General features: G+C 32.8%; 25 protein-coding genes. 18 read left to right on the forward strand and 7 right to left on the reverse strand.

Annotated features, from left to right (window positions below; translation table 11 throughout):
* Positions 1 to 220 precede the first annotated feature (220 nt).
* Both ACRBBL_RS16430 and ACRBBL_RS16435 read right to left on the reverse strand, forming a co-directional pair.
* Positions 221 to 1,300 (reverse strand): NAD(P)/FAD-dependent oxidoreductase, encoded by a 1,080-nt coding sequence (locus tag ACRBBL_RS16430; protein WP_431370159.1) that lies wholly within the window; start codon positions 1,298 to 1,300, stop codon positions 221 to 223.
* Between the two features lie 185 nt (positions 1,301 to 1,485).
* A complete protein-coding gene (locus ACRBBL_RS16435; RefSeq protein ID WP_431370160.1) occupies positions 1,486 to 3,591 on the reverse strand; it encodes a LodA/GoxA family CTQ-dependent oxidase in 2,106 nt (701 codons plus the stop codon).
* A 387-nt stretch (positions 3,592 to 3,978) separates the two neighbouring features.
* Between ACRBBL_RS16435 and ACRBBL_RS16440 the strand changes: the two genes are divergently transcribed.
* The gene (locus ACRBBL_RS16440) at positions 3,979 to 4,584 is read left to right on the forward strand and encodes a hypothetical protein (protein WP_431370161.1); all 606 of its coding nucleotides are present in this window, start codon (positions 3,979 to 3,981) and stop codon (positions 4,582 to 4,584) included.
* Positions 4,585 to 4,601: 17 nt separating this feature from the next.
* Complete coding sequence (locus ACRBBL_RS16445) at positions 4,602 to 5,396, forward strand: hypothetical protein (RefSeq protein WP_431370162.1); 795 nt, start codon at positions 4,602 to 4,604, stop codon at positions 5,394 to 5,396.
* 390 nt (positions 5,397 to 5,786) lie between these two features.
* Here ACRBBL_RS16445 and ACRBBL_RS16450 read toward each other — a convergent pair whose 3' ends face one another.
* Positions 5,787 to 6,854 (reverse strand): methyltransferase, encoded by a 1,068-nt coding sequence (locus ACRBBL_RS16450; protein WP_431370163.1) that lies wholly within the window; start codon positions 6,852 to 6,854, stop codon positions 5,787 to 5,789.
* Between the two features lie 148 nt (positions 6,855 to 7,002).
* Here ACRBBL_RS16450 and ACRBBL_RS16455 point away from each other — a divergent pair, with 148 nt between their 5' ends.
* The 12 genes from ACRBBL_RS16455 to ACRBBL_RS16510 all read left to right on the forward strand — a co-directional run bounded on the left by ACRBBL_RS16455 (position 7,003) and on the right by ACRBBL_RS16510 (position 18,483).
* Positions 7,003 to 7,440: a MarR family winged helix-turn-helix transcriptional regulator gene (locus tag ACRBBL_RS16455; RefSeq protein WP_431370164.1), complete on the forward strand. Its 438-nt coding sequence runs from the start codon at positions 7,003 to 7,005 to the stop codon at positions 7,438 to 7,440.
* Between the two features lie 32 nt (positions 7,441 to 7,472).
* Complete coding sequence (locus ACRBBL_RS16460; protein WP_431370165.1) at positions 7,473 to 8,807, forward strand: S41 family peptidase; 1,335 nt, start codon at positions 7,473 to 7,475, stop codon at positions 8,805 to 8,807.
* A gap of 400 nt (positions 8,808 to 9,207) precedes the next feature.
* Positions 9,208 to 10,122 (forward strand): hypothetical protein, encoded by a 915-nt coding sequence (locus ACRBBL_RS16465; protein ID WP_431370166.1) that lies wholly within the window; start codon positions 9,208 to 9,210, stop codon positions 10,120 to 10,122.
* Positions 10,123 to 10,408: 286 nt separating this feature from the next.
* Positions 10,409 to 10,747 carry a PadR family transcriptional regulator gene (locus tag ACRBBL_RS16470; protein WP_405302029.1) on the forward strand — a complete coding sequence of 113 codons (339 nt, stop codon included), beginning with the start codon at positions 10,409 to 10,411 and terminating at the stop codon, positions 10,745 to 10,747.
* A complete protein-coding gene (locus ACRBBL_RS16475; RefSeq protein ID WP_431370167.1) occupies positions 10,744 to 11,175 on the forward strand; it encodes a hypothetical protein in 432 nt (143 codons plus the stop codon). Before ACRBBL_RS16470 ends, ACRBBL_RS16475 begins: the two co-directional genes overlap by 4 nt.
* A gap of 25 nt (positions 11,176 to 11,200) precedes the next feature.
* Positions 11,201 to 11,383, forward strand: coding sequence for a hypothetical protein (locus ACRBBL_RS16480; protein WP_431370168.1), 183 nt, complete (start codon positions 11,201 to 11,203; stop codon positions 11,381 to 11,383).
* Between the two features lie 184 nt (positions 11,384 to 11,567).
* A complete protein-coding gene (locus tag ACRBBL_RS16485; protein ID WP_431370169.1) occupies positions 11,568 to 13,568 on the forward strand; it encodes a DNA methyltransferase in 2,001 nt (666 codons plus the stop codon).
* A 132-nt stretch (positions 13,569 to 13,700) separates the two neighbouring features.
* Complete coding sequence (locus tag ACRBBL_RS16490) at positions 13,701 to 15,647, forward strand: vWA domain-containing protein (protein WP_431370170.1); 1,947 nt, start codon at positions 13,701 to 13,703, stop codon at positions 15,645 to 15,647.
* Positions 15,644 to 16,897: a dihydroorotase gene (locus ACRBBL_RS16495; RefSeq protein WP_431370171.1), complete on the forward strand. Its 1,254-nt coding sequence runs from the start codon at positions 15,644 to 15,646 to the stop codon at positions 16,895 to 16,897. The genes ACRBBL_RS16490 and ACRBBL_RS16495 overlap by 4 nt, the downstream gene beginning before the upstream one ends.
* Positions 16,897 to 17,223, forward strand: coding sequence for a hypothetical protein (locus ACRBBL_RS16500; protein ID WP_431370172.1), 327 nt, complete (start codon positions 16,897 to 16,899; stop codon positions 17,221 to 17,223). The genes ACRBBL_RS16495 and ACRBBL_RS16500 overlap by 1 nt, the downstream gene beginning before the upstream one ends.
* A gap of 11 nt (positions 17,224 to 17,234) precedes the next feature.
* Positions 17,235 to 17,888 carry an alpha/beta hydrolase gene (locus ACRBBL_RS16505; RefSeq protein WP_431370173.1) on the forward strand — a complete coding sequence of 218 codons (654 nt, stop codon included), beginning with the start codon at positions 17,235 to 17,237 and terminating at the stop codon, positions 17,886 to 17,888.
* A gap of 22 nt (positions 17,889 to 17,910) precedes the next feature.
* Positions 17,911 to 18,483, forward strand: coding sequence for a hypothetical protein (locus ACRBBL_RS16510; protein WP_431370174.1), 573 nt, complete (start codon positions 17,911 to 17,913; stop codon positions 18,481 to 18,483).
* A gap of 56 nt (positions 18,484 to 18,539) precedes the next feature.
* On the opposite strand, the gene ACRBBL_RS16515 is transcribed toward ACRBBL_RS16510, so the two are convergent.
* Complete coding sequence (locus ACRBBL_RS16515; RefSeq protein WP_431370175.1) at positions 18,540 to 18,884, reverse strand: hypothetical protein; 345 nt, start codon at positions 18,882 to 18,884, stop codon at positions 18,540 to 18,542.
* 315 nt (positions 18,885 to 19,199) lie between these two features.
* Here ACRBBL_RS16515 and ACRBBL_RS16520 point away from each other — a divergent pair, with 315 nt between their 5' ends.
* Positions 19,200 to 19,619 carry a hypothetical protein gene (locus ACRBBL_RS16520; protein WP_431370176.1) on the forward strand — a complete coding sequence of 140 codons (420 nt, stop codon included), beginning with the start codon at positions 19,200 to 19,202 and terminating at the stop codon, positions 19,617 to 19,619.
* 130 nt (positions 19,620 to 19,749) lie between these two features.
* On the opposite strand, the gene ACRBBL_RS16525 is transcribed toward ACRBBL_RS16520, so the two are convergent.
* Positions 19,750 to 20,274 carry a hypothetical protein gene (locus ACRBBL_RS16525; RefSeq protein ID WP_431370177.1) on the reverse strand — a complete coding sequence of 175 codons (525 nt, stop codon included), beginning with the start codon at positions 20,272 to 20,274 and terminating at the stop codon, positions 19,750 to 19,752.
* A 16-nt stretch (positions 20,275 to 20,290) separates the two neighbouring features.
* Positions 20,291 to 21,055 carry an MBL fold metallo-hydrolase gene (locus tag ACRBBL_RS16530; RefSeq protein WP_431370178.1) on the reverse strand — a complete coding sequence of 255 codons (765 nt, stop codon included), beginning with the start codon at positions 21,053 to 21,055 and terminating at the stop codon, positions 20,291 to 20,293.
* A gap of 166 nt (positions 21,056 to 21,221) precedes the next feature.
* Between ACRBBL_RS16530 and ACRBBL_RS16535 the strand changes: the two genes are divergently transcribed.
* Together ACRBBL_RS16535 and ACRBBL_RS16540 are read left to right on the forward strand one after the other, a co-directional pair.
* Positions 21,222 to 22,679 (forward strand): TonB-dependent receptor, encoded by a 1,458-nt coding sequence (locus ACRBBL_RS16535; protein ID WP_431370182.1) that lies wholly within the window; start codon positions 21,222 to 21,224, stop codon positions 22,677 to 22,679.
* 86 nt (positions 22,680 to 22,765) lie between these two features.
* Positions 22,766 to 23,593 (forward strand): hypothetical protein, encoded by an 828-nt coding sequence (locus ACRBBL_RS16540; RefSeq protein ID WP_431370179.1) that lies wholly within the window; start codon positions 22,766 to 22,768, stop codon positions 23,591 to 23,593.
* Here ACRBBL_RS16540 and bcp read toward each other — a convergent pair whose 3' ends face one another.
* On the reverse strand, positions 23,594 to 24,055 hold the full coding sequence (bcp, locus tag ACRBBL_RS16545) for a thioredoxin-dependent thiol peroxidase (RefSeq protein WP_431370180.1): 462 nt from the start codon (positions 24,053 to 24,055) through the stop codon (positions 23,594 to 23,596).
* Positions 24,056 to 24,102: 47 nt separating this feature from the next.
* Here bcp and ACRBBL_RS16550 point away from each other — a divergent pair.
* On the forward strand, positions 24,103 to 24,755 hold a 653-nt coding region (locus ACRBBL_RS16550), incomplete at its 3' end, for an endonuclease III domain-containing protein (RefSeq protein WP_431370181.1).

The raw sequence follows: 24,755 nt of genomic DNA on the forward strand, positions 1-24,755 counted from the left end.
TTTGTGAATTCTTTATTGTGAGTTCGAAGTAAAGAATTATCTACATAAAGGGTTGTCACTTCGAGCATTATTAAGATTCAAATATTTTTGAATTGAAAATACCTAGCGAAGCTATCGAGAAGCTAAAGATCATATTACTTTCATTGAATCTCGACTGCGCTCGATTTTACATTCATTATAAAGCTATTAACTAGAATCATAAAGATCAAACTCAGTTTAATCATTCAAAAAAAGGTTTCCAAAAAGCTTCCTCTTTCCAGCGCGTTTCCTGTTGGTACAACTTATTTTTAGATTGTACATACTGCTGAAAAATAGTTTTCATAGTTTCGTCATACTCCGGAAAGGCTTCTGTATCTGCAAAATTGAGTTTCTTTTCAATCGCTTCTGAAGCATTTGACGCTGTATAAATTGAATTGGTAATTCCGTGAGAAGATAACGGATCAAAAGACATGGCGGTATCACCAAGTGCCAGCCAGTTATTGCCTGCAATTTGTGCTGCTACGGAAGAATTTGCGTTTCCACCTTTGAATTTTATCTGAGCATCTTCATTCAAGAAATCTTTTAAATAGATCGTTTCCGACAAGACAGATTTCCACTGTGAAACATCCTTGAGTTTTTGCAAAATAGCATGTCCTTTCTGTGTAAAAATGGTACAGATGTTTTCCGTTTCGTTTAACGCAGAAACAATTCCCCAACCTTGCTTAAAACTTTCCACATAGACTTCATGCGTGAGTTTTGGATGTTCAATTTTTGGGATATGACAGCTCAACGACACCAATTCGTCATAAATGGTACTTTCAACTTTAAGTTTCTGTAACACAGCACGATTTCTTCCAGTAGCATCAATCAATATTTTTCCTTGAACAATTTTAACACCTTCATTTTTAGCTAAAACGACTGTATTTCCGTGTTCTTCATGAATAATTTCAAAACCTTTACTATACGAAACCATATCATCTCGGATCAAATCTCGCATTTTTTCTAAGGTTTGATGCTTGTTGATCTTCAAACCATTTTTATACGGATTTTGATGGTAAAAATTGATATCGGTCACACGCGAACTTCCCCACATGGAATGATATCCGTAAGTCTTTCGGTATGCATTTTCTTCAAACAGTGAAAGTAATTTTAATTGCTCCAATAACGGCATTGCCGATGGTGGCAAGGTTTCACCTAGCGCAAAAGGTTCCTTCTCTCCTTCTCTGTGTAAAAGCACAAAGGAAATCCCTTTACGTTGCAAAAGCACTGCAAGCGTAACGCCTGCAATGCCATTGCCTATAATAATTACTTCTTTTTTCATTTTATAAAATGATGATATACGTTTCAAAGTACTTCTCGATACAAAATCTCTTTGAGATTTCACTCGAAATGACGTTTTGAGTATTTTAAGAATTCACGCGAAGCGATCAAAAAGCGAAGCGTATCTAACATTCTAAGAGCATAGCAAGTCTAAGAGATACGCATACGCGGGAACGAGTCTAATTCCTAATTATCTTTCGAATCATACGCTACATACACAATCTCAGGAATTCCATCAATATCTAAATCAAGTCTTCTTCCCGTCACCACGCCAATATCTTTCCATTGATACACCATATTAATCAAGCCATTCATATAACCACCTTCCGCGTGATATCCTATGAATCCTGTGCTTGCCGTGTGTAACCATTCCAAACGATTGGCATAAATATTACGCTTCGTATCTTCTGTGATAGTTGGATCTAACAGTTTTTTATAACTGTCTTGTGGTAATACATGCACAGGTAAATTCGCTGCCCACCAAGATGGAACTGGATATTGTTTTTCAACATACACAGCCTGACAACTTCCTGCATCCGATTGCCAAGGAATTCCCATCCATTTGGTTAAATCGCCCGGAGTAATTTTCCAAAACCAGCTGTCTTTACTTCCTGGTTCCATCGATCTTTGGATATCTTCCGAATTCATTGAGAATCCAAAATCATTATAAAATATATTTTCTTGCTCTTCTCTAGAAGCTAAGTTTAATCGTACTTCACGTAAACCATACGCGCCAATTCTATAGTCATGGTTGTCTACAATAAATCTGTATGCTTCTCTATTTTCTGAATAAATATTATTGTGTCGCATTGGCCAAGTCAATTCAACTCCAGGGTGAAAACCTCCACCGTATAAAGTTTCTAAAACAGCTCTTGTCATTAATAATGGCTTACGAGCTTCATCGTTGGCAGATTCTTGAAATTGATCGCGATAAAACGCGCCCATTTCGTTCATATCTTTAAAATCAAAACCTTCTGGCGTATAAAAATGTCCATCGCGCCATTGTCTTAATTGTTCATAAATCATTGGTGGAATGGCAAACCATTGTGCTGGACTTCCAGGATAATCAATGGCATCACCAGGATAATATGGTAATTTTAATTCCTCTGTTCCGCTTCCGCGGTTTACAAAATCAGTTGTGTTTTTACTTGGAATAATCGGTTCATTCGACATGTTATACGCAGGATTACGGAACATATTGAAAATCTTTTCACGTACTGCATCTGCTTCTGCTTTTGGCTCTTTTTGATAAATGTATTTGAATTGATCTTTTTCTATTAATTCATCGATTGTTTCTTTGAATGATGGCGCTAAGAAATCACCTAAGTTTACCCATTGCATTCTATACAAACGATACATCATTGGAAAAACAGTTCCCAATTCAGGTTCATGATATTCGTTAGAAGCTCCCGTAATTAAATCATACATCGTTGATAATGGCTGAATTTGCGGTGCGTAATCTGGCGGTGCCGAAGCCACCCAAGCAGCTGATTTTTCATCGTCAAGCCTGTACTCTTCTCCAGTATCTTTTCTAACGATTTTTGCAGTAATGCGTCCGTCACAAATATCATCATACCAATTTGAGTTATCGGCAAAATCTGTGTTTAAATCAGAAGGATTCAAAGCAGCAGAAATTCCATCTGCTCCATAGAATATCAATGTTCCGTCATCATCATATTCAACTGTTCCAAGATTTACATCTTTAGCATCTACGTTCATACGTTTAGCCAACATACTTACTCCATCTTTTGAAAATCTAGAAGATGGAAACTGACCTCTTATTTCTCTGCGTTTTCCGTTTGCATCAACACTTACCATTCCTGGATGGTTTACTAAATCTTTTCGGTAATCATACCCATCTTTTACACGCAATCCTTGGTCTAATACATTTGGATTTCTGTACGCGGCATTAATTCCAGGAGCGAGTTTATCTTTTACAAAATTTGGAGATAAGTTTTGGTTATCTGCTATGACTGATAAATCTAAACTATTGTTGAAATCGTACCAAAATGGTTTTTTGTTCGCCACTTCTACAGACCATTCAATATCGAAATCTTCAGTATTAACCTGTCTTCTCGGATTTCCATGATCGTCACATTCGTAAATGTAAAAACGTTGTGCTTGCTTCTTTAAGCGTCCGTCTTTTGTCAAATAATTTTGATCTGTTTCATATAAATTTGCCCAAGGAACTTCTGGACTAAATATTACTTTATCTTTTTCTGCAGGACCATTTCCAAGTCGCGCAATTCCGATAGAAGGATAAATTCTAAATTTTGGATTTGAGTTTGCCATAATATGGTTGATTTTTAAGTTGCATAAAGATATAGTCAACTACAATTTTATACTAGCGTAATTTTACGTGATTTTATAAAAATTCAGAAAATACCTGTATCGTTTTAACCTTGAGTTTTAATAAAAAAATAAGAAATACACTAATATGTAGAGGAATACCGTTTACATAATTAACACCAACCAACCATGCTTGATTCCTTTTTTCATAAATCCAGACTTTTTTTATGTTTCAGTTTGCTATTGATTGCTTTTTCATCTTGTGAAAAAACTAAAAGCAATGAATTGAAACTACTGGATTCTTTTTTACAACAAAATCATTCCTACAATACCAAGCGATTGAATCGCCAAAAAGGCGATTATGTTGAAATGATAAAAAGAATTACCCAAATGAACACTAAAAAACACGCTGCTATTACTACTTCTTATGAACAGCTAATTGCAAAGGTTGATCGTGCTATGATTTCCAAAGAATCAAATATAAAATCACTTGTACAAGAGTATGACGAATTTCTAATCGACATAAAAAGCGTTCTTGCAACATATTATAAAGAAAAGTTAGACCAATATTTCTTGACAACAGATCATCTGAATTTCAATGCTGAGTATCGTTTAAAAATGATGAAAAATAACCTTACAACTGCTATAATTTATACTTATGAAAGTTTTACGGGCAACATGATATATTCAGATACAGGCTCTCGTTATCTTCGTGTTCGTACAACTGTTAAACAAAACGAGCATCAAACAAAAATAATACTATTCTCAAATGTTTTTCTACTCATAAAACAAGAGAACCTTATTATCGTTGATAAAATTATTTTTAATGGTTTTGAGAAAAAAATGGATTTTAATATTACTAAAAACCATGGTTTTACAGATATTATATTGGATTCGTTGACTTCTGGAACGTATAAAATTGAAGGAACGGTTCAATATTTTAATAGAAATGGAAAAACGGCGATTCCTTTTCGTGAAGAATTTAAAGTGCAATAATTTAAACAAAGAAAACGATGCGAACCATATATAAACTATTGTCACTAAATATTCTTTTACTACTGAATCTATCTTCATGTCAAAAAGATACTTCTAAAGACATAAAAGCTCTGAATTCATTCCTAAATGAAAACTATCAAATAAAAGCAAAAGTCTTAAAAAATCAACAAGAAGAATATAGTATAAAGGTTCAAGAAATACCAAGAACGCGCAATATAAAACTTGATACTGTTTGGATAAAATATGAAGCTCTCATTTCAAAATTAACTCAGAATATCACTTCTAAAAATCATAGCATTGAAACTGTCCAAAATGAATATCATCAATTATTGAATGAAATTGAAACGATTGTGCAAAAAGAAGATGGCTACACAATTGATCGATTACTAACAACTAACAATACTTCGCAACTCGATAAAGAATACCATTTACGAATGATGCGAAATAACCTCGTAATTGCTATGAGTTATACGTTTGAATATCTAAACAAGCCACCAAGTATTATACACGACGTTAGCACAATAAAACATATTGAGACTAAGGTCAAGCAATTTGATGACCGTGTTCTGATTACACTTTCATCTGCTAAGGCACAGCTCGTACAAAAAGGTAGACACCTATTCATTGATCAAATTCTTTTGAATGATTCCAAAATAAACATAGAACCTACAATTGTTAAAAATGCATCTTTTGCCAATATTGTATTGGATTCTTTACAAAGTGGCAACTATTCTATTCAAGGAAAAATTCACATAAATGAAGAAGGAAAGATTATTGAAATTCCTTTTCTACAAAAATTTGAAGTACACTAAAACATAAGATTCTTCTTCTCAAAATTAACCAACACGCTCCTATTCAAATCTTAATAGTATATACTTGTTGAAAAGGAATCTTGTTATGAATTTTTTTTATTGTGTTAGATTGGTCTGATTATTAGAAGTCATCCCATTTTCTTGATTTAAAATTTAACATCATAAATACAATATGTAGTTGTTACATGGAATATTAAGCCTACTTTGTGAACCTAATCACTTAGAAACAACATTAAAAAAACTTATTATGGCTAAAAGTAAAGACTCGAAGAAGAATGTAAAAAAAGAACCGATGAAAACAGCAAAAGAAAAGAAAGCTGAAAAAAGAGCTAAAAAGGCTAAATAGTAACATGTTTAGATACAATTTTTAAGTAACTGAAAGCTATTTATTTACACGTTCGTCAGCACCCAAAGTTCAACAGATTCTTCTGCTCGCCAATGTTGATCGCGCTTTGTGTTTTTGGAAGCTGCTTTTACCGATTTTTTGAAACACCTTTCTAATTGAAATCTTCCACCTTCGGCCAATTCTTTTTCTATGGGATGTTCGCTTGTTGCATTTGTTAGTTCTCCTAAATTTGAAAAAATCAAGACCAATTTTCCATCTGGCAACAACATTTTTTTTGCTTCTTTGAAAAAATCAGGAAATAAACTTTTAGGATAATACATGGCTTCATCAAGTCTATTCATCTCTTGTGTTGTTGGCAACCAAGGCGGATTGAAAACAATAAGTTCTGTTGGTTTTTCCCATTTCCCAAAAAGGTTTCCAAAGTCAACCTCAATTTTTCGTGACAGTTTTGTGGTTCCCATAGATTCTCTCAAACCAATAACTGCATTCGGATTTGTATCGGTTCCAAATACTTTTTGAAAACCGTGTTTTATGAGTTGAAATGAAAGTACTCCACTTCCAAATCCAATATCGATAGCTGTTTTTTTTGAACCTTTGTAACGCTTCAACCAATTGTCAAAAAGCTCAAGATGCTCAAAACGCGTTGGAAAATACACACCATAATATGGATGCAATTTGTTTCGAAGTACAGGAATGGAAATTCCATTTTTATACCATTGCCAAGCACTATTTAATCCTTGAATTTGTGATAATGGCAAAAAGAAATTTTTATTTTCCGGATACAACTTTTCTAACCAACCGATGACAGGCGATTTTTTTACGACTAGTTTATGATTGGTAATTTCTATAAGAATCAAGTTTGAAAGTCTTTGATATACAGATCGATACTTGCGTTGCTCTAAAAACGTTCCGTTCAACATTTTTTTCTTCAAGTATACATGTAGCGCTTTCAACAACTCAAGTCCATTTGAATAAAATTCTGTAATCAATACATGTTTTCCTGATTCTAATATTTTAATCGTGCTTTTAATATCCATTCCACGATAAAACAATGCGATTTCTGTTTTAGGGATAATTGGTGTGGGTTTATTTGAAATAAGTACAGTATCCATAGAACAGTTGGTTTCGTGTGAAGGTAGGCAATACTTTTTGCTAATTACTATGATGTATGATTTATATCTTGAGTTATTTTTCTTAATATTTTCTAAAAAAATTGCATATAATTGATATATCAACTATTATTGTATCAAATAATAGAGTATGAACCTAAAATCTCCTGCAGAAACTATTTTTTACACTATAGAATCTACTATAAAAGAATATCGGAAGTCTTCTCAGAAAAACCTTTCTGTTGAAGTTGATGATATGACTATTGATCAAGGAATGATTTTAGCTTTTTTAGATAAATATCCTGAGAAGACTCAGAAAGAAATTGCCGCAATGGCTTTTAAAGACAATGCTTCCATGACAAGAATGTTGGATTTAATGGAGAAAAAGAAGTATTTAAAAAGGTCTATTAACGAAGAAAATAGAAGGCGATATAAAATTGAAATTACATCAAAAGGGAAACAAGTTTTAAAAACCTTGGCTCCTATTATTACAAGCAATAGAGATAATGCTCTTCACGGTATTTCTGAAGAGGAAGTTTTACAATTAGAACGAATTTTATTAAAAATTAAATCAAACTGCACGTCATAAAAGCGTCATTCATCAATCATCAAATCAAAAAAATGAAACAGTTCACCTTACAAACTACCATTGCTTGCTTCTTGCTCTTTTGGTCAACAAGTTTGCTAAAAGCGCAAGATAAGCAAGTGAATCTTACACAATCACAAATTCATGATGTTGTAGATTCGGTTGCAAGTATTTTAGATTCAAATTATATCTTTCCAGAAGTTGCCACAAAAATGAATTCCAAAATTCAAGGTAATTTCAAAAAAGGAATTTATAAAAAAATCAAAGATCCGCAAGTGTTAGCTTCTACCCTAACCGAAGAACTGCAAGCTATCAGTCATGACAAACATTTACGAGTTATCTATAATCCGGAACAGATTGAAGCAGAAAAACGCGTTATTACAAAGGAAGATAGTTTGGCATATGTTGCCAATCGTGTAAACCAAATGAAGTATCAAAACTTTGGCTTTAAAGAAGTCAAAATCCTCGATGGAAATATTGGCTATTTGGATTTACGCGCGTTTATGGATACTGAATATGCGAGTGAAACTGCGGTTGCAGCGATGAACTTTTTGAGTAGTGCAGAAGTAATTATTGTCGATCTTCGTCAGAATGGTGGCGGATCACCAAGTATGATTCAATTAATTACGAGCTATTTATTTCGTTCTGATCCTGTCCATTTGAATAATTTTTACAACAGATCGGCAGATAGAAGCTCACAAACATGGACATTGCCACATGTGCCTGGTAAACGAAATCCGGATGCAAAAGTCTTTGTGTTGACAAGTAGCAGTACATTTTCTGCCGCAGAAGAGTTCTCTTATAATTTAAAACATTTAGAACGTGCTACGTTAATTGGTGAAACAACTGGCGGCGGTGCGCATCCTGGAGGAACCATTAACGCAACCGAAGGTTTTATGGTTTGGACACCAACTGGACGAGCTATCAACCCAATTACAAAGACCAATTGGGAAGGGACTGGTGTTGTACCACATATTAAAGTAAAAGCAGATGAGGCATTGAAAGTTGCCGAAATGAAAGCCTTGGAATATTTAGCTAAAGAAGCAACCGATCCTGCATTGAAGCATAGATATAATTGGGCATTGACCAACAAAAAGGCACTATCGAATCCGATGACTGTGAAGCAATCTGTGTTGAAATCGTATGTAGGAACCTATGAAGTTCGAAAGATTACGATGGAAAACGGAGAATTGATCTATCAACGTGAAAACCGTGGAAAACACAAATTAGTTCCAATAAGCGAAAATGAATTTATGGTCGGAAACATCTCTTTTTTTAGAATCCGATTTATCAAAGAAAATAACAAGATCGTCGCACTTGAAGGTTTATATGACAATGGACGATCTGATAAAAATTTAAAAACCGACTAATCCTAACTAACCCAATTTATTTACTAGTTGAAAAGGAATCTCGTTATGAGGTTCCTTTTTTTTTGTTTAAAATTATTTCCAACCTACTTAATCATTAATCTTTTTTTTTTTAAAAGTACTAAAATACTCTCAAAAAAAGTACAATAAAAGCGTAAATAAACATTTTTTAAGTTGTATTTTAGTACTAATCGAAAATTTTTAACCTACAAACACCTCATGTTTTATCAAGTAAAAGATAACCTCAGATGGGCTGATATACCCAATTTATGACGAAATGACGAGAATGAAGTAAGTCATCTCGTAACGTATCTTCCGAGCTTAAAATGTCCGAAATGCGTTAGTTAGTGGACAAATAATCAACAGAAAGTCTAGTAAATAGGCCAACCAAAAATAAAGAACCATGAAAACAAATTTATTTAAGTCTGTATTTATTTTGTTATTAGTTTCATCTATAGGATTTTATGCCTGTAGTGAAGACACTGTAAATAAGGAAGCCGACCAAACTACCACTGCCAAAAATAGCCGAACAAACCCATTAGAATACATAGGTATTGAGCACAATGCCTTTATGGAAGTCTTCACACAAAAACTTGAAGAAAGCTATGCGAACAGAGACTGGAGTCGAGTTGAATTTTTAAGTGACGATTACAGAGCTACATTTGCAACTGTAATGAACGATGCTTTCCATACTCGTTATACAAGATCTAATTCAACCGTATCATTCCAAGAAGAAGTATACGATCAACTAAATATCAACGAATGGTATAATTGTAGTGGTATTACAACTCTTGATATAGCAGCTAGTGTTTTAAACGATACAGCTACTAGTAGAGATAGAGAATTCACAATGAATTTATTAAATGATTTATTCAATGCAGCAAACAATGCTAGAGACAACTCTGATGCTTTTAATACTATGAGAGAAGTTGTATTGCATCACGAAGCTTTAATCTTAGCTCAAGATTGGGGAGCAGATGAGCGATATGCTTTAGGAGCAGTAGCGGTTGCAAAACACTCTAGAGATTTTTGGGAAAACTATGACTTTTCAGTATTCAGAAATGCTGCAAGAGCACAAGGACAAACAGGTATAATAGGAAAAAGAGATATTGATCCAAGAAGTGGAATCATTGTTGGTGCTGATACGGCTGGCTATGTAGTTGGTGGCGTTGTTGGAGGAACTGGAGGTTCATTTGCAGGACCAGCTGGTACTGTTGGTGGTGTTTTAGGAGGAAAAGCTGCTGGTGCTTGGATAGGATCTGCTGGTGCTGCTGCTGCTGTCGCAATCTATGACGCTTGGTGCGATTTCTTTGGCTAAAATTAGCTGTAAAAGATGTTTTTATCCAAAGATTTCTTTTCACAAATAAAATTAAAAGCATTATCTATTAATCATTTTATATTAGGCTGGAATTATTACTATCTATGTATATGATTTTGACACGAATATTATTAGAAAGCGACTTGCAGTTTTGTAGGTCGTTTTTTTGTTTGGTGAACGTTTTTTAATTGTGATTTTATATAAATGGTTTTCTCTTAATTCATGTTTTTTTCAAAATACAATACATTTTATTAAAATGTATATAAATAAAATGTATATTTGTCCTATGTATAGTAAAGAACTCACCAAAGGAACGCTGCAACCTATCATTTTAAAGTTGTTAAGTCAACATGAAAAAATGTATGGATATGAAATCACTCAAAAAGTAAAAGAGCTTACCAAAGGTAAAATTGATATTTCTGAAGGCGCGCTCTACCCTATTCTACATAAGCTGGAAAAGAACAACGTATTAGAAACGGAAAAAGTGTATATCGGCAAGCGTGTTCGGAAATACTATTCAGTAACCAAATCGGGCAAACAAGTAATAGTTGATCAAACCAATCAAATCAATGATTTTATAAAAACATTGTCGTTAATATTTAATCCAAAACCTACTTCAAAATGATACTAACGGACCAAAACATCGATTATATTTCTAAAAATTTAGAATTGTATGGTTTAAAGAATCAAGAGTTGAAAGAAGACATTCTTGATCATATTTGTACACATATAGAAAATTCGGAAGCAACCAATTTTGAGTTAGCGTATGAAGCTGCTATTCAGAAATTTGGTGGTTATTTAAACATCAATCATATACAGACAGAAACAAACGTACAATTGTATTTTAAATCGGCTAAAAATCGTAAAAAGCTCTTGTTTACCTTAGGTTTTTTAAACGCAGCATTACTTACTGTAGGAAGCCTATTTAAGGTAATGCAATGGCCGTATGCTGGTCAAATACTAGTTTCTGGGTTTGCGTTTTTAGTGCTCATGACACTTCCGCTTTATTTTTATTCCAAATACAAAGATTCATCACTTACATATCAATCATAATACGAACATTAAAAATCAATTAAAAATGAAAAAATCAGTTTATGTTTTAGGTTTTATCGCCTTATTTACGCTTAGTACAGCATTCCTATTTGAAATCATGCATTGGCCGTATTCAGGTATCATGATACTTATCGGTTTTGCACTATTTAATTTTGGTTTTTTACCAACTTTATTCTACAAGTTATACAGCATTGAAAAGAATAAGTAAACTTACTATTTACAGTTAAGTATCGTTTGAAAAAGGAATCTTGTCATGAGGTTCCTTTTTTTGTTTTGTGGAGTTGATAAGTTTTATAGTTTAGGGAGTTTTTTTTGATTCCATTACGGGAAACCACATTGTGTATGTGTAATCTTTGTCTTATTTTTAGATTATCAAATACGAAAGTGATAAGATGACTGAACAAGAACAAAAACTAAAAAGTGCATTACTTAATTATTTTAAAACTGGTTTTTTTTTTAATGAATGGTTTAAAAGCGAGCAAAATGCCTATTACTTTACATTTAAACTAAATCTCTCTAGAACTAATATTCAATATGGAGAGTTTAAATCTCTAGTCAAATCAAATTTATTAGAAGGTAAGAATTTATTAATCTCTAAAAACGATATTCAAATTCATACTGTGAAAATGATGAATGATTCTATTAAAAGAATTGTTTCTACTTTCAATTTTCCTATATATGAATATAGACAAGAACTAAATAAAGCTTCTAAGAAATTAAAAGAACTCGAATTAAATTTAGATGGAATTCTTGATAGTTTAGTAGAAAATTACTACGAAATTCTAGCTAGAACAATTGTTATTGACACGCTATATAGTTCTTGTTGTTTGTTCTTACCTCCAAACTTAAATATTGACTTATTCAAAATAATATCGAATGGAGGATACGTAAATACTTGTGGTGAATTAGTTTATATTAGAAATTTTAACAAAGCTGACAAAAATAAATTCTATGAAGCTTTAAGTCAATCACTTGATAATTGTGATGAAAAGTTTAATTTCAATGTATTTTCTTATGAAGATTTTATACATACTAAAAATCTAAATCATGACATAGAACACTTAAAAATTCATGTTGACAAATTTTTCTTTAAAAGGGACTCAGTTTCAACAATCTTGATTGAGATGCAAGAAAAATTTAAGAATAAATTAGAAGTTAATTTAAAACTCAACAAATCAAATATTGGCTTGTCAAACGATTCATATTGGATGATAAAAGATTCATCAATATCACCAAATATAAAAATACCTGGGGAGAATAACTATTTCATATGTTATAAGCAATTATATAAAAATGATAATCAGCTACATATCTTTAACGAAAATAAGCCAGCTTGGAAATCAAATACAAGTATCCCTCATACTTTAATTGGTGCTATGATTAATCTAGCGCTTGAGAACATAAACCCTAAAGATAAAACAGTTGTAATTGATCCATTTTCTGGCACAGGTACAACTGTATTAGAATTATTGAAATTATCAGAGAATTATAATTTGGATATTTATGGTAGTGATCTTGATTGCCTATTTACAATTTTATTATTTGATAATGCTGAAATACTAGGAATGAACCCGAAAAAATTATCGGATTTAATTTCATCTGTCAGTATTGAGGATTCAAATTTTGATAAAAATTACAATCTACTTCTTCAAAATAAAGAACAACTAAACATAAACAGTGTAGCTGACTCTGACGAATTTGAAATGGATCAAAGTAAAGTTGAAGATTTTTCTAAACTTAGTCTTACAGAAAGGCTCCACATTTACACATATTTTATTGTTAGAATAATCCATACGAAATTTATTGAACGCAAAAATCATCTGTTTAAACCTCGACTCAAACAAGAACTAGGCAAACTTAATGATAGACTTAATGATTTAAAAGAAACTTTATCATTACCAAAAATTGATTCAAGCATTAATGGATTTGAAATTGTAAAAGGAGCATTTTCTCCAAAAATTATTATTGACCATAATATATTTAATAAACTGGAAATCAAAAATTTCAAAGAAGACTTTGATTTCAGAAAACTAGAAAGTAACACTTATGATCTAATTATTGGTGATCCGCCTTATGGTTTCAATACCCATCACGGAATGAGTAAGTTGCTTAATCTTTATCGTGAACTAGCAGAGTTTTTTGTTTCAGCAATTAAGAAAAATGGTCAAATAATTCTTTCATTACCTGATCATTCTTATTCTGGAAAACACTCCCCTTGGTTTACCCATAAAGAAATGGTTTTGACTAGATTTCATTTTGAATCCCAAAAACAAAATAAACGTATGGTAACTTATTCTGAAATAAATCCAAATAAAAATCTATTTAACCCACCATATTATTGGGAGGCTCAAAAAGCACTAAGACGATCAATAATTCACATGAAATTTATATAAAAACTATTTGCACAACTTGTATGATTTCTCGACTAATAAACTATTAAGTTCCTCAACCCATAAACTTATAAACCTTTTTAACTTTTCTTTATAAAAAACAAATTATGGTAAAATAAAATTAAACGTTTATATTTGACAAACGTTTATTTAGGAATGCAATTCAAACACCCAGAAGTACTTTACGCCTTATTATTACTACTCATTCCTATTCTGGTTCATTTATTTCAACTACGACGATTTGAGAAAACAGCTTTTACGAATGTAAAATTGCTGCAAAATGTCATTTTACAAACCCGAAAAAGCTCACAGTTAAAGAAATGGTTGATTCTCTGTACGCGATTACTTGCCATTGCTGCACTAGTTTTTGCCTTTGCACAACCGTATTTTGCGAATCGTGATATTGTACAAACGGAAAAAGAAACCGTCATTTATCTCGATAATTCGTTTAGCATGCAAACCAAAGGTGAAAAAGGTGATTTACTAAAACGCGCCGTGCAAGAATTACTGAATACAGTTCCGGAAGATGAAGAAGTGTCTATTTTCACAAATACGGAAACGTTCAAAAATACGACGATTAAGAGCATTCGAAATGAATTGTTGCGATTGGAATATTCACATCAGCAAGAAGCAATTCCTTCCGTGATTTTGAAAGGTCGTAAGTTGTTTTCTAAACAAAACAATGCTGATAAAAACTTAATTCTGATCTCAGATTTTCAGCAAAACGAACAATTATCGGTTCAAACAGATAGTACATTCACCACCAATTATATTCAACTGAAACCAGCAAACGCAAACAATATTGCGCTCGACAGTTTGTACATTGCTGAGCAAGATGCCAATTCTGTGAAGATTGCAGTTGTTCTGAAAAATTCGGGAGTTCCTGTGCAAGATGTAGCCGTTTCATTGTACGATGGCGGTAGCTTGATTGCAAAATCATCTGTGAATTTAGATCCACAAAATAGCTCGGAAGTGAGTTTTTCAATTCCTTCAAATAAAGTGATTCAAGGTGAAATTCGCATTGATGACAATTCACTTCAATTTGACAACAATCTGTTTTTCAATATCAATGCGCCTGAAAAAATAAATGTGCTTGCTATTAATGAAGCGGATGATGAATTCCTAAAGAAGTTATACACCGAAGACGAGTTCAACTTGGTTTCTGCACCATTGAATCAACTGAATTACAATGATATTTCTACACAGCAATTAATCGTTCTGAATGAATTAAAAACCATTCCAAATCCGTTGTTGACAGCACTAAGAAGTTTCAAACAAAATGGAGGCTCTTTAGTGATCATTCCCGCCAAGGAAAGTAACCTAACAAGCTATAATGATCTTTTAAAAACAAATAGTTTTAGTACGTTTACTAAAGTGCCAAATGTAACAGAAAAGAAAATTACGAAAATCAATTTTTCACATCCACTTTTTACAAATGTGTTTGAAAAACAAGTGACGAATTTCCAGTATCCGAAAGTCAATGATTATTACAGTATCGTTTCAACCGCGGCAATTTTACGATTAGAAAACAATCTGCCATTTCTATTGGAAAACAACGAAACATACGTGTTTACGGCAGCAATTAATAATGAAAATTCGAACTTTAAAAACTCGCCAATCATTGTTCCAATTCTATACAATATTGGTAAGAACAGCTTGCGATTAACCAATTTATATTACACCTTAGGACGCGAAAACACCTTTGATGTGCAAACGTCACTTGGGCAAGATGCCGTGTTAACGATTGCAAAAGCAGACGAAGAGTTTATTCCGCTACAGCGAACCACAAATACTAAAGTTCGTTTGACAACAGACGAGTTTCCATCGAAAGCTGGGATTTACAGCATTAAGAATCAAAATGCTGAATTACAACAAATTAGTTATAATTTCGATCGAAAAGAAAGCACATTACAATACCATAACATTGCCAATTTATATCCTGAAAATACGCATACAACAGTAGCTCAATTTTTTGAAGATTTAAAAAATGAACAGTCTGTAGCTTCGCTTTGGAAATGGTTTATTATTTTTGCGCTAGTATTTTTAGGTATTGAAATTTTGATTTTAAAATTCGTAAAATGAACCTCATCATAAAATCCGCGACTATCATTGATGCAGCGAGTGAACATCATCACGCTACGAAAGATATTTTGATAGAAAACGGAGCGATTACACAGATTGCCTCTTCCATAGAAAATGTAAACAATTACGACACTATTTCACTTGAAAACCTGCATGTTTCACAAGGTTGGTTTGATAGCAGCGTAAGTTTGGGAGAACCAGGTTTTGAAGAACGTGAAACCATTGAAAACGGTTTGAAAACAGCTGCAAAGAGTGGTTTTACAGCAATTGCCGTGAATCCGAATGCAAATCCGATTGCAGATACGAAAGCAGATATTGCTTTTTTAAAAAGTCAATCGTTAGGAAATGCAGTCAACCTCTACCCTATTGGCGCATTGACGAATGCTAGTCAAAGTGTAGATTTGGCAGAGTTGTTTGATATGAAAAACGCAGGCGCGATTGCATTTGGCGATTATCAAAAAGCAATTGCAAATCCGAATTTATTAAAGATTGCGTTATTGTATGCTGAAAACTTTGGCGGATTGGTACTTTCATTTCCGCAAGAAAACAAAGTTGTTGGAAAAGGAATTGTGAATGAAGGACCAAATAGTACACGATTGGGCTTAAAAGGAATTCCTTCCTTAGCGGAAGAATTACACATTGCACGCGATTTGTTTTTGTTGGACTATACCAAAGGGAAATTACACATTCCGACGATTTCTACTGCAAAATCGGTTCAGTTAATTCGTGAAGCCAAACAAAAAGGATTGAATGTGAGTTGCACTGTTGCCATTCACAATATTCTAATGACAGATGATGAATTGGAAACATTTGACACACGTTATAAAGTGTTGCCACCATTACGTACGCAAAACGACCGAGAAGCCTTGATTGAAGGTTTGAAAGACGGAACAATTGATATGGTGACAAGCGATCACAACCCAATTGATATAGAACATAAAAAGGTAGAATTTGATAATGCAATGTACGGAACTATTGGTTTGGAAAGTGCTTTTGGTGCTTTACAGACTATTTTTGATACCGATACAACAATCAAATTCATGACTTCAGGAAAAGAACGCTTTGGTTTGGAAAATGCTTCCATTGCTGTGGGACAACAAGCAAACTTGACACTTTTTAATCCTGACGGAAAATATACATTTAGCAAAAAACACATTCACAGCAGTTCTCAAAACAGTGCTTTTTTAGGAAAAGAATTGAAAGGAACTGTGTACGGAATCATTCATAATCAACAAAAAGTAGTTTCGTAATGGATTCAAAAACAATAGAAGAAGGTAGACAAACTGCCATTATTTCATACTTAACCATTATCGGATTGGTAATTGCGTTTTCAATGAATATGGACTCTAAAAATAAATTTGCAAACATGCACATTCGCCAATCATTAGGCTTGAATATTTTATTTTATTCCATTGCCATTTTTATTGGATATTTTAATAGCTGGATGATTTCTGGGCCATTTTACGTATTTTTCGTAGTGCTTTGGGCATTTGGCTTTGTAAATGCTATGCAACGAGACTACACACCAGTTCCGCTTGTTGGCGATTATTTTCAAGAATGGTTTAAATCTATTTAATACACACTACCATGGACACTAAAAAATTGACTCTTACGCACTTAATAAGAACTCCAAAAAACGCAACTGAAAATGCGCCTGTTATCATTTTATTACACGGATATGGAAGTAATGAAGAAGATTTGTTTTCGTTTGCAGCAGAATTACCAGAACACTTATTTGTAGTTTCTGCGCGTGCGCCAAGAGATTTGCAACCGTATGGATATTCGTGGTATGATATTCACTATACTGCTACCGAAAAAATAAGTGACGACGAGCAAGCAATTGAATCAAGAGATATTGTAGCCAATTTTATTGATGAAGTTGTTCAAAATTATCCTGTAGATGCTGCTAATGTGACCTTGTTAGGTTTCAGTCAAGGAACAATTTTGAGTTATGCAGTGGCATTTACGCATCCTGAAAAGATAAAAAATGTAGTCGCGTTGAGTGGTTATTTGAATCACAAAATCTTTGACATGAGTGACGATAAAAAATACGATCATTTGAATTTTTACTGTTCGCACGGAAGTCAAGATCAGGTTATTCCTGTTGAAGCAGCACGTGAAATTGCACCATTTATGGAATCAAAAAATCTAAATCATGTATACGAAGAATATCCTGTAGGACATGGTGTTGCACCACAGAACTTCTATTCGTTTAAAGCTTGGCTGGAGAAGTTGATTTAATCTATATAACTCTAAAAATTAATTGAATTATTACGAAATAGACATTGATGCTTCTTTAAAAAAAAGAAAGTTAATATACAAACGTAAAGGACTCTTCGCTACTTTCATGGACTTGCTTTTTGTAGCATCTTTTGAAGTAATCGTTACCATTATTTTTCCGTTTATAGCAATCGCAGTCTTTATAAATAATTTTGACGATACTGAATCATTTTTTCTCGATTTGCTATTAGTAATTGTAAGCTTATTGACAGCTACCTACATCTGTCTTTCATTTTTTTTCAATAACCGATTACAACAAATTAAAGGTGTTTCTGGAAGTAAAAACAGAACGATTATCAAAGAATATTTTAAGGATTTAGTAGACTGGAAACAAGTGCGTCAAGACCAGCTAATTTACATATTCGAAAAAGGTTGGGACTGGACTTCTCTGAGTTATGGGAGACAAATCACTATTTTATATGATGGAAAAGATATATTGATAAATTGTATTTCTTTTACAAAGTACAGAACAGGTTCTCCATTTTCATGGTTTTTTGATCGAAAAATTGAAAAAAAACTTAAGCAAGTATTCTTAGAGAAACTTGCAAAAAACTAGTCTACTTTTATTGAGAAAAATAAACTAGCTATAAGGTTTGAAATATTATTAAAAATCTACAAAGGACTTACATTTAATACATTCTTTATCATTGAAGGTTTATAAATAACAAGTTTTCCATCATCTTGGATTGCCAAGTATGAACCATTATTGCCATGCGTTCCAACTGACCAAATAGTTTTATTATCACTATTTTTAATAACAAAATTCCCTGTTCGCTGCATTATGCATATTTCGGCTTTTCCTTTATCGGTTCTTGAGCTCCATTTTTCCTTTCCGTTATCATAAAAAACAAGATTACCATCGTCCAAAAATTCAAGCTTGTACCTTCTATTACCTGATATTAATCGATCTCCTCTGTTTAGTTTTTCATTAGAAAACAATCTACTTTTATACTCCATAATTTAAAATTTTAATTGGTTGCTCCTACTCTATCTGTAGCTTTTCGGAATGCGCTATCACAAAGCTTTTATGACGTCTTTTAGTGCTTTTTACAGTGTAAATGTACTTGTGAATATTACTCGAAAATGAAATAGTTCGCCAATGCAACAAAAAGTAGTGAGAGCGATTAAAAGTGAGCAGTAAAAAACATGCAATTTGATAATCCATACAACATTAGTAAAAGTTACTTGTATTTATAATCAAGTGTTTACACGCTTATACAGCTACGCTTCATATTGTATATTTAATATAGTTTCTAATTAAAATTTACGACCATGGGAAAATCAAAAAAACAAACAAAAGCCTTTACGCAAACAAAAGAATCTGAGTTATTATTAAAAAGGTATCGAGAAGATGCTACTGCGTTATTTAAAGAATTAAATGCACCTGTTTTGGCAAAAGCCAACGATATTGAATACAGAGCATTTAAACGTCCTTACGTGGGTGGCGGTTCTGATGTATTAATCATATTAGCCAACGGCTGGTATTACCCAACTCCAGAAGTCAAGTTATATTTTGAATCAACTGGAACCAACGAGTTTAAGTTGATGCAGAATAATTCATCTGCTGGGTTTTTCTTAGCAACGTATCACAGTGCGCAATGGACTTCTGGCGCAGGACTTATAAATCTGGGAGCTTCCATAACGGTTGAAGATGCTTATGGCAAGCATACTGTAAAAGTAGAGTCATTATAAGTCTACTATCAAAATAGACTGTCTAAAAAGTCAAAATTTCATCAAACTAAACTTGATTCAGAATGACGTCTTTTTAAAACTTTCTAGACAGCCTATTTTTGATACATGTGTAGAATTAGTTAAAAAACTATTATTTATATTTTGGATAGAGTACTTCCGTAACCAATTCAAAAGTGATATTTTTCTTTTGGTCGAGTTCGTAACTCAATAACATTTCTCCCCAATAATCACCATCAGTAAAACTGCAGATAATCCACTTATGATTGATGACTTTTACTTTGTCTACTGCCATAAATTTTCCACCTGTACCATCAAAAGGAACTAATGGATTGTTGGCTGAAGCAGAATTTTTACTGTAAATAACATCTGTAATAATTCGAGAAAGATTTTCCGCATTTACATTATAATCATCAAAATATTCCAAGGCTTCTCCGTTACTATCTAACGAAAAATAGCGTAAATCTAAGTTCTGGTTATAAAGTATATCGATTGAATCTTTATATGCTGTTATATCTTTTTGGAAAGTTTCCACCTTTCCACGCAAGTCTTCAATTTTAGTATTTTGTTTCTCATACATTTTATTCGAGCTTACAAATAGATAAATTGCAAGTAAAGCTAAAAAAATGACTGCGTATACTAAGATTCTCTTTTTCATTGGTATGTTATTTTTTTTAAATCTCGATTGTTAGGGTATCGTAGGCCAAAAATACGTTTTCTGGCAATTCTTTGGAAACTTCTGCATGAAAACCTAACAAATGACTTATATGTGTTAAGTATGCTTTTTCTGGTTTAATTTCTTCAATAAATGCCAACGCTTCTTCCAATGAGAAATGTGAAATATGCTCTTGAATTCGCAATGCATTGACTACAAGAACTTTTAAACCTTTCAACTTCTCTTTTTCTGCTTGTTCTATAGTTTTGACATCGGTCAGATAAGCAAAATCATTAAATCGATATCCAAAAACTTGTAACTTATAATGTAACGCATTAATAGGTGTAATTCGTACACCTTCTAATGTAAAAGGGTGATTATTTTTGACTTCATGCTGAATTACGCCTGGCGCACCAGGATATTTATTTTCTGTAGCAAAAATATAATCAAAGCGTCTAGCCAACTCTCCAAACACGCGTTTGTGTGCATAGGTATGAATATCGCCTTGACGGAAATAAAAAGGTCGTATATCATCTAATCCAGCAGTATGATCTGCATGCTCATGTGTAAACAAAACACCATCAATATGTGTGCAATTGGCACGCAACATTTGCTGGCGAAAATCTGGTCCGCAATCAATGACATAAGTAGCGTTTTCCCAAGAAATTAAAATTGAAACTCGCAGACGTTTATCGCGTGAATCATCACTCAAACACACAGGATGATCGCTTCCTATAATTGGAATGCCTTGTGAAGTACCTGTTCCTAAAAAAGTTATTTTCATAGCAAACACTGATAATTTGTTAAGAATTAGACAGTTTTGAGTTCACATCGATGTATTTTACCGATGATTCTTCAAATTTAACTGAATATTTAACAAAAAACCTTAAATATTTAGTTCAAAAAAAATTATGAATGTCTATTTTTGTAGCAAACAAATTCATCAACGCATGGCTATTGTCTACAAAGGTGACAAGGTAATAGAAAACGTACCTTCCATCAAAGCGAAAGCATTACGAATTAACTTAAACAGTCAAATCTACGGAACATTTGCAGAAATTGGTGCAGGACAAGAAACAGTTCGTCACTTTTTTAGGTCTGGAGGAGCTTCTGGTACAATTGCAAAAGCAATGAGTGCATACGATAAAGATTTTAGTGACGCTATTTATGGTGTTGAGAATGATCGTCGTTATGTAACTGAAGCTCGCTTAAAAAAGATGCTCTCGCATGAAATGTCGCTAATTGAAGCGCGTATTTCTCGTGACAAACATCCTGATAAAATGTTTTTTAGCTTTGCAAATACAGTAGCTACTATTGATTTTGCTAAAAAATATAAAGGTCATGGATGGATGGGAATTAAGTACCAAATAGACCCATCACAAGGATATAATGAAATCGTTTTACACGTTCGTTTCCAAGAAAATGATGCAAAATTACAGCAAGAAACATTAGGGACAATGGGCGTGAATTTGATTCACGGTGCTTTTTATAAGCATAATGATCCTAAAAGTTTATTGAAAAGTCTGTACGATCATATCGACAAAGATCAGATTGAAATAGATACGATTAACTTTTCTGGACCGCAATTTGAAAAAGTTGATAACCGATTGATGAGTTTGCAACTGCTTAAAAACGGTATGACAGAAGCCGTAATTTTTGGGCCTGACGGAAACAATATTCTTCCTGCACGTTTGCTATACAAGAAGAATGTATTGGCGCTTCGCGGAAGTTTTAGACCTGTGACCAAAGTTAATATGGACATGTTTGAAAAATCGTATGAGATTTTTATTCGTGAAAATAAGGTTGAAGAAGAAAAAACGGTTGTCCTTTTTGAAATTACGCTATCCAATCTGCGTGCAGAAGGAGAAATTGACGAACAAGATTTTATGGACAGAGCACAATTACTCGGTTCACTTGGACAAACGGTGATGATTTCTAACTTTAAAGAATACTATCGTTTGGTTGATTATTTCTCAAACTATACGAAAGAACGTATGGCATTGACAATGGGTGTAAATAACCTAGTTGATATTTTTGATGAGAAGTATTACCGTCATATGAGTGGTGGAATTTTAGAAGCTTTCGGTAAATTATTCTATAAAGACTTGAAAGTATACTTATATCCAATGAAACGTAAGGAAACGGGCGAATTGGTGAATAGTAATAACCTAAAAGTACATCCACGTATGAAAGAATTGTACAAATTCTTTAAGTACAACGGAAAAGTGGTTGATATTTTTGATTTTGATAATAAAATCCTTGATATTTTCTCTAGAAAAGTATTAAAAATGATTGCCGACAATGAAGATGACTGGGAAAAAATGTTGCCAGATGGTGTTGCCGAAATCATTAAAGAGAAAAACTTATTCGGGTATCTACAACAAAACGAATTGATAGAAAATAAATAACATACTATAAAGCTCCTTTTTCGGGAGCTTTTTTTATATCTTGAATTCATCGTACATCAAACTAAATGATGCATCATATTAATCACATGAAAAAAACACAACTCATCATAATAAATATTTTGTGCCTAATCTTCATTAGTTGTGCTACGTATCAATATCCAAAAGATATTACAAGTCAATACAAAGGGAAAGTCAAATCAATAATTTCAATAAGTTACCAATACGATGCCAAAACACTTAAAAAAATAAAAAAAGAGTATACCTCAAAATATATTGTAGAATATGATCGTCAAGGAAGAAAAATTAGTTCTTGGTCATATAAAAATGGGAGAAAATCATGGGGAAGCAATACTACTTTTTCAAAAGGTGGTAAAAAAGTAATTACTATTTTTAAAAATAAAAGTAAAACTACGAAACATGAGTATGCATTAACTTTTAATAAAGATAAAAAGCTGATCAGATCTGATGTGAAAAGTGGAGGAACTGTTATTCATACCTATGATGAAAACGGGAATAAAATCGCAAAAACTGATTACGACGCCAAAGGCAAACGAAAAGATTCTACATATTATCATTTCGATTCAAAAAACAATAATATTAAAATAGACTTTTTTGATAAAAAAGGACAATCAGCTGCTATATATATGTATGACAATAATGGTTTTAAAACTCAGTATTATCATATCAATAAAAAAGGAAAGCCAGGTTGGTTTACGAAATACAAAAATGATCAGTTCGGCAATAGAACTGACCATTTTAGTTATACTGTTAAAGGCAAGGATACAATTTTAAAAAGTCATGGAAAACATTTTTATACTTACGACAAATACAATAATGTCATAAAAGATTCTGCAGTGTATAAAAATGAGGATTATATTTCCGTTACAAAAGATATCTTTACCTATTGGAATTAATTACTCCACCAACGCTAAAATCTGTGCAGCGTGATCTTTTGTCTTTACTTTATCAATTACATGGTCTACTACTCCATTTTCGTTGACTAAGAATGTTTTACGGTGAATTCCATCATAAATTTTTCCCATAAATTTCTTTTCGCCCCAAACACCAAAAGCTTCAATTACTTCTTTGTTTTCATCTGCTAATAATGGAAAAGGAAATTCGTATTTGTTTTTAAAATTCGTTTGTCTCTTCTCAGAATCGGCACTTACACCTAACAATTCAAAACCTTTGCTCTGTAATTCAGCATAGTTATCTCTTAAATTACAAGCTTCTACTGTACAACCTGGCGTACTTGCTTTTGGGTAAAAGAAAACTATTATTTTTTTTCCTGTATAATCAGTCAAAGAAACTGCATTTCCATCTTGATCATTTACAGTAAAATCGGGTACTTTATCACCTATTTTTAAAGTGTTCATAGCGTGTCGTTATTTATTTTATATTTTTGTGTAAAAATACTGAAAAAATGACCAAACAAGAAAAGGTTCAGTTTGTAATTGATACTCTTGAAGAAATATATCCTGAAATTCCAATTCCACTCGATCACAAAGATCCGTATACTTTATTAATTGCTGTATTAATGTCTGCCCAAAGTACTGATGTTCGCGTGAATCAAATTACGCCATTATTGTTTGCAAAAGCAGATAATCCATACGATATGATAAAACTTTCGGTAGAAGAAATTAGAGATATTATTAGACCTGTTGGTTTGTCTCCAATGAAATCGAAAGGAATTCATGGTTTGTCACACATCCTAATTGATAAACACAACGGAGAGGTTCCGCAAAACTTAGAAGATTTGGAAGAATTGCCAGCTGTAGGTCATAAAACAGCGAGTGTTGTTATAAGTCAAGCCTTTGGTATTCCTGCATTTCCAGTAGACACACATATTCATAGACTTATGTATCGTTGGAATTTAACCAACGGAAAAAACGTAGTTCAAACAGAAAAAGACGCAAAACGACTGTTCCCAAAAGAAAAGTGGAACGATTTACATTTACAAATTATATGGTATGGGAGAGAATATTCTCCTGCGCGTGGTTGGGACTTAGAGAAAGATATTATTACCAAAACTATTGGTAGAAAAACGGTTATTGATGACTATTTAAAAGCGAAAAA

This window comes from Kordia sp. (assembly GCF_050633145.1).
In the GTDB taxonomy this organism is placed as follows: domain Bacteria; phylum Bacteroidota; class Bacteroidia; order Flavobacteriales; family Flavobacteriaceae; genus Kordia.

Bases quoted from the DNA above. Each gene is read 5' to 3' on its own strand.
- ACRBBL_RS16430 (WP_431370159.1), bottom strand. From the start codon at position 1,300: ATGAAAAAAGAAGTAATTATTATAGGCAATGGCATTGCAGGCGTTACG.
- ACRBBL_RS16435 (WP_431370160.1), bottom strand. From the start codon at position 3,591: ATGGCAAACTCAAATCCAAAATTTAGAATTTATCCTTCTATCGGAATT.
- ACRBBL_RS16440 (WP_431370161.1), top strand. From the start codon at position 3,979: ATGAACACTAAAAAACACGCTGCTATTACTACTTCTTATGAACAGCTA.
- ACRBBL_RS16445 (WP_431370162.1), top strand. From the start codon at position 4,602: ATGCGAACCATATATAAACTATTGTCACTAAATATTCTTTTACTACTG.
- ACRBBL_RS16450 (WP_431370163.1), bottom strand. From the start codon at position 6,854: ATGGATACTGTACTTATTTCAAATAAACCCACACCAATTATCCCTAAA.
- ACRBBL_RS16455 (WP_431370164.1), top strand. From the start codon at position 7,003: ATGAACCTAAAATCTCCTGCAGAAACTATTTTTTACACTATAGAATCT.
- ACRBBL_RS16460 (WP_431370165.1), top strand. From the start codon at position 7,473: ATGAAACAGTTCACCTTACAAACTACCATTGCTTGCTTCTTGCTCTTT.
- ACRBBL_RS16465 (WP_431370166.1), top strand. From the start codon at position 9,208: ATGAAAACAAATTTATTTAAGTCTGTATTTATTTTGTTATTAGTTTCA.
- ACRBBL_RS16470 (WP_405302029.1), top strand. From the start codon at position 10,409: ATGTATAGTAAAGAACTCACCAAAGGAACGCTGCAACCTATCATTTTA.
- ACRBBL_RS16475 (WP_431370167.1), top strand. From the start codon at position 10,744: ATGATACTAACGGACCAAAACATCGATTATATTTCTAAAAATTTAGAA.
- ACRBBL_RS16480 (WP_431370168.1), top strand. From the start codon at position 11,201: ATGAAAAAATCAGTTTATGTTTTAGGTTTTATCGCCTTATTTACGCTT.
- ACRBBL_RS16485 (WP_431370169.1), top strand. From the start codon at position 11,568: ATGACTGAACAAGAACAAAAACTAAAAAGTGCATTACTTAATTATTTT.
- ACRBBL_RS16495 (WP_431370171.1), top strand. From the start codon at position 15,644: ATGAACCTCATCATAAAATCCGCGACTATCATTGATGCAGCGAGTGAA.
- ACRBBL_RS16500 (WP_431370172.1), top strand. From the start codon at position 16,897: ATGGATTCAAAAACAATAGAAGAAGGTAGACAAACTGCCATTATTTCA.
- ACRBBL_RS16505 (WP_431370173.1), top strand. From the start codon at position 17,235: ATGGACACTAAAAAATTGACTCTTACGCACTTAATAAGAACTCCAAAA.
- ACRBBL_RS16515 (WP_431370175.1), bottom strand. From the start codon at position 18,884: ATGGAGTATAAAAGTAGATTGTTTTCTAATGAAAAACTAAACAGAGGA.
- ACRBBL_RS16520 (WP_431370176.1), top strand. From the start codon at position 19,200: ATGGGAAAATCAAAAAAACAAACAAAAGCCTTTACGCAAACAAAAGAA.
- ACRBBL_RS16525 (WP_431370177.1), bottom strand. From the start codon at position 20,274: ATGAAAAAGAGAATCTTAGTATACGCAGTCATTTTTTTAGCTTTACTT.
- ACRBBL_RS16530 (WP_431370178.1), bottom strand. From the start codon at position 21,055: ATGAAAATAACTTTTTTAGGAACAGGTACTTCACAAGGCATTCCAATT.
- ACRBBL_RS16535 (WP_431370182.1), top strand. From the start codon at position 21,222: ATGGCTATTGTCTACAAAGGTGACAAGGTAATAGAAAACGTACCTTCC.
- ACRBBL_RS16540 (WP_431370179.1), top strand. From the start codon at position 22,766: ATGAAAAAAACACAACTCATCATAATAAATATTTTGTGCCTAATCTTC.
- bcp (WP_431370180.1), bottom strand. From the start codon at position 24,055: ATGAACACTTTAAAAATAGGTGATAAAGTACCCGATTTTACTGTAAAT.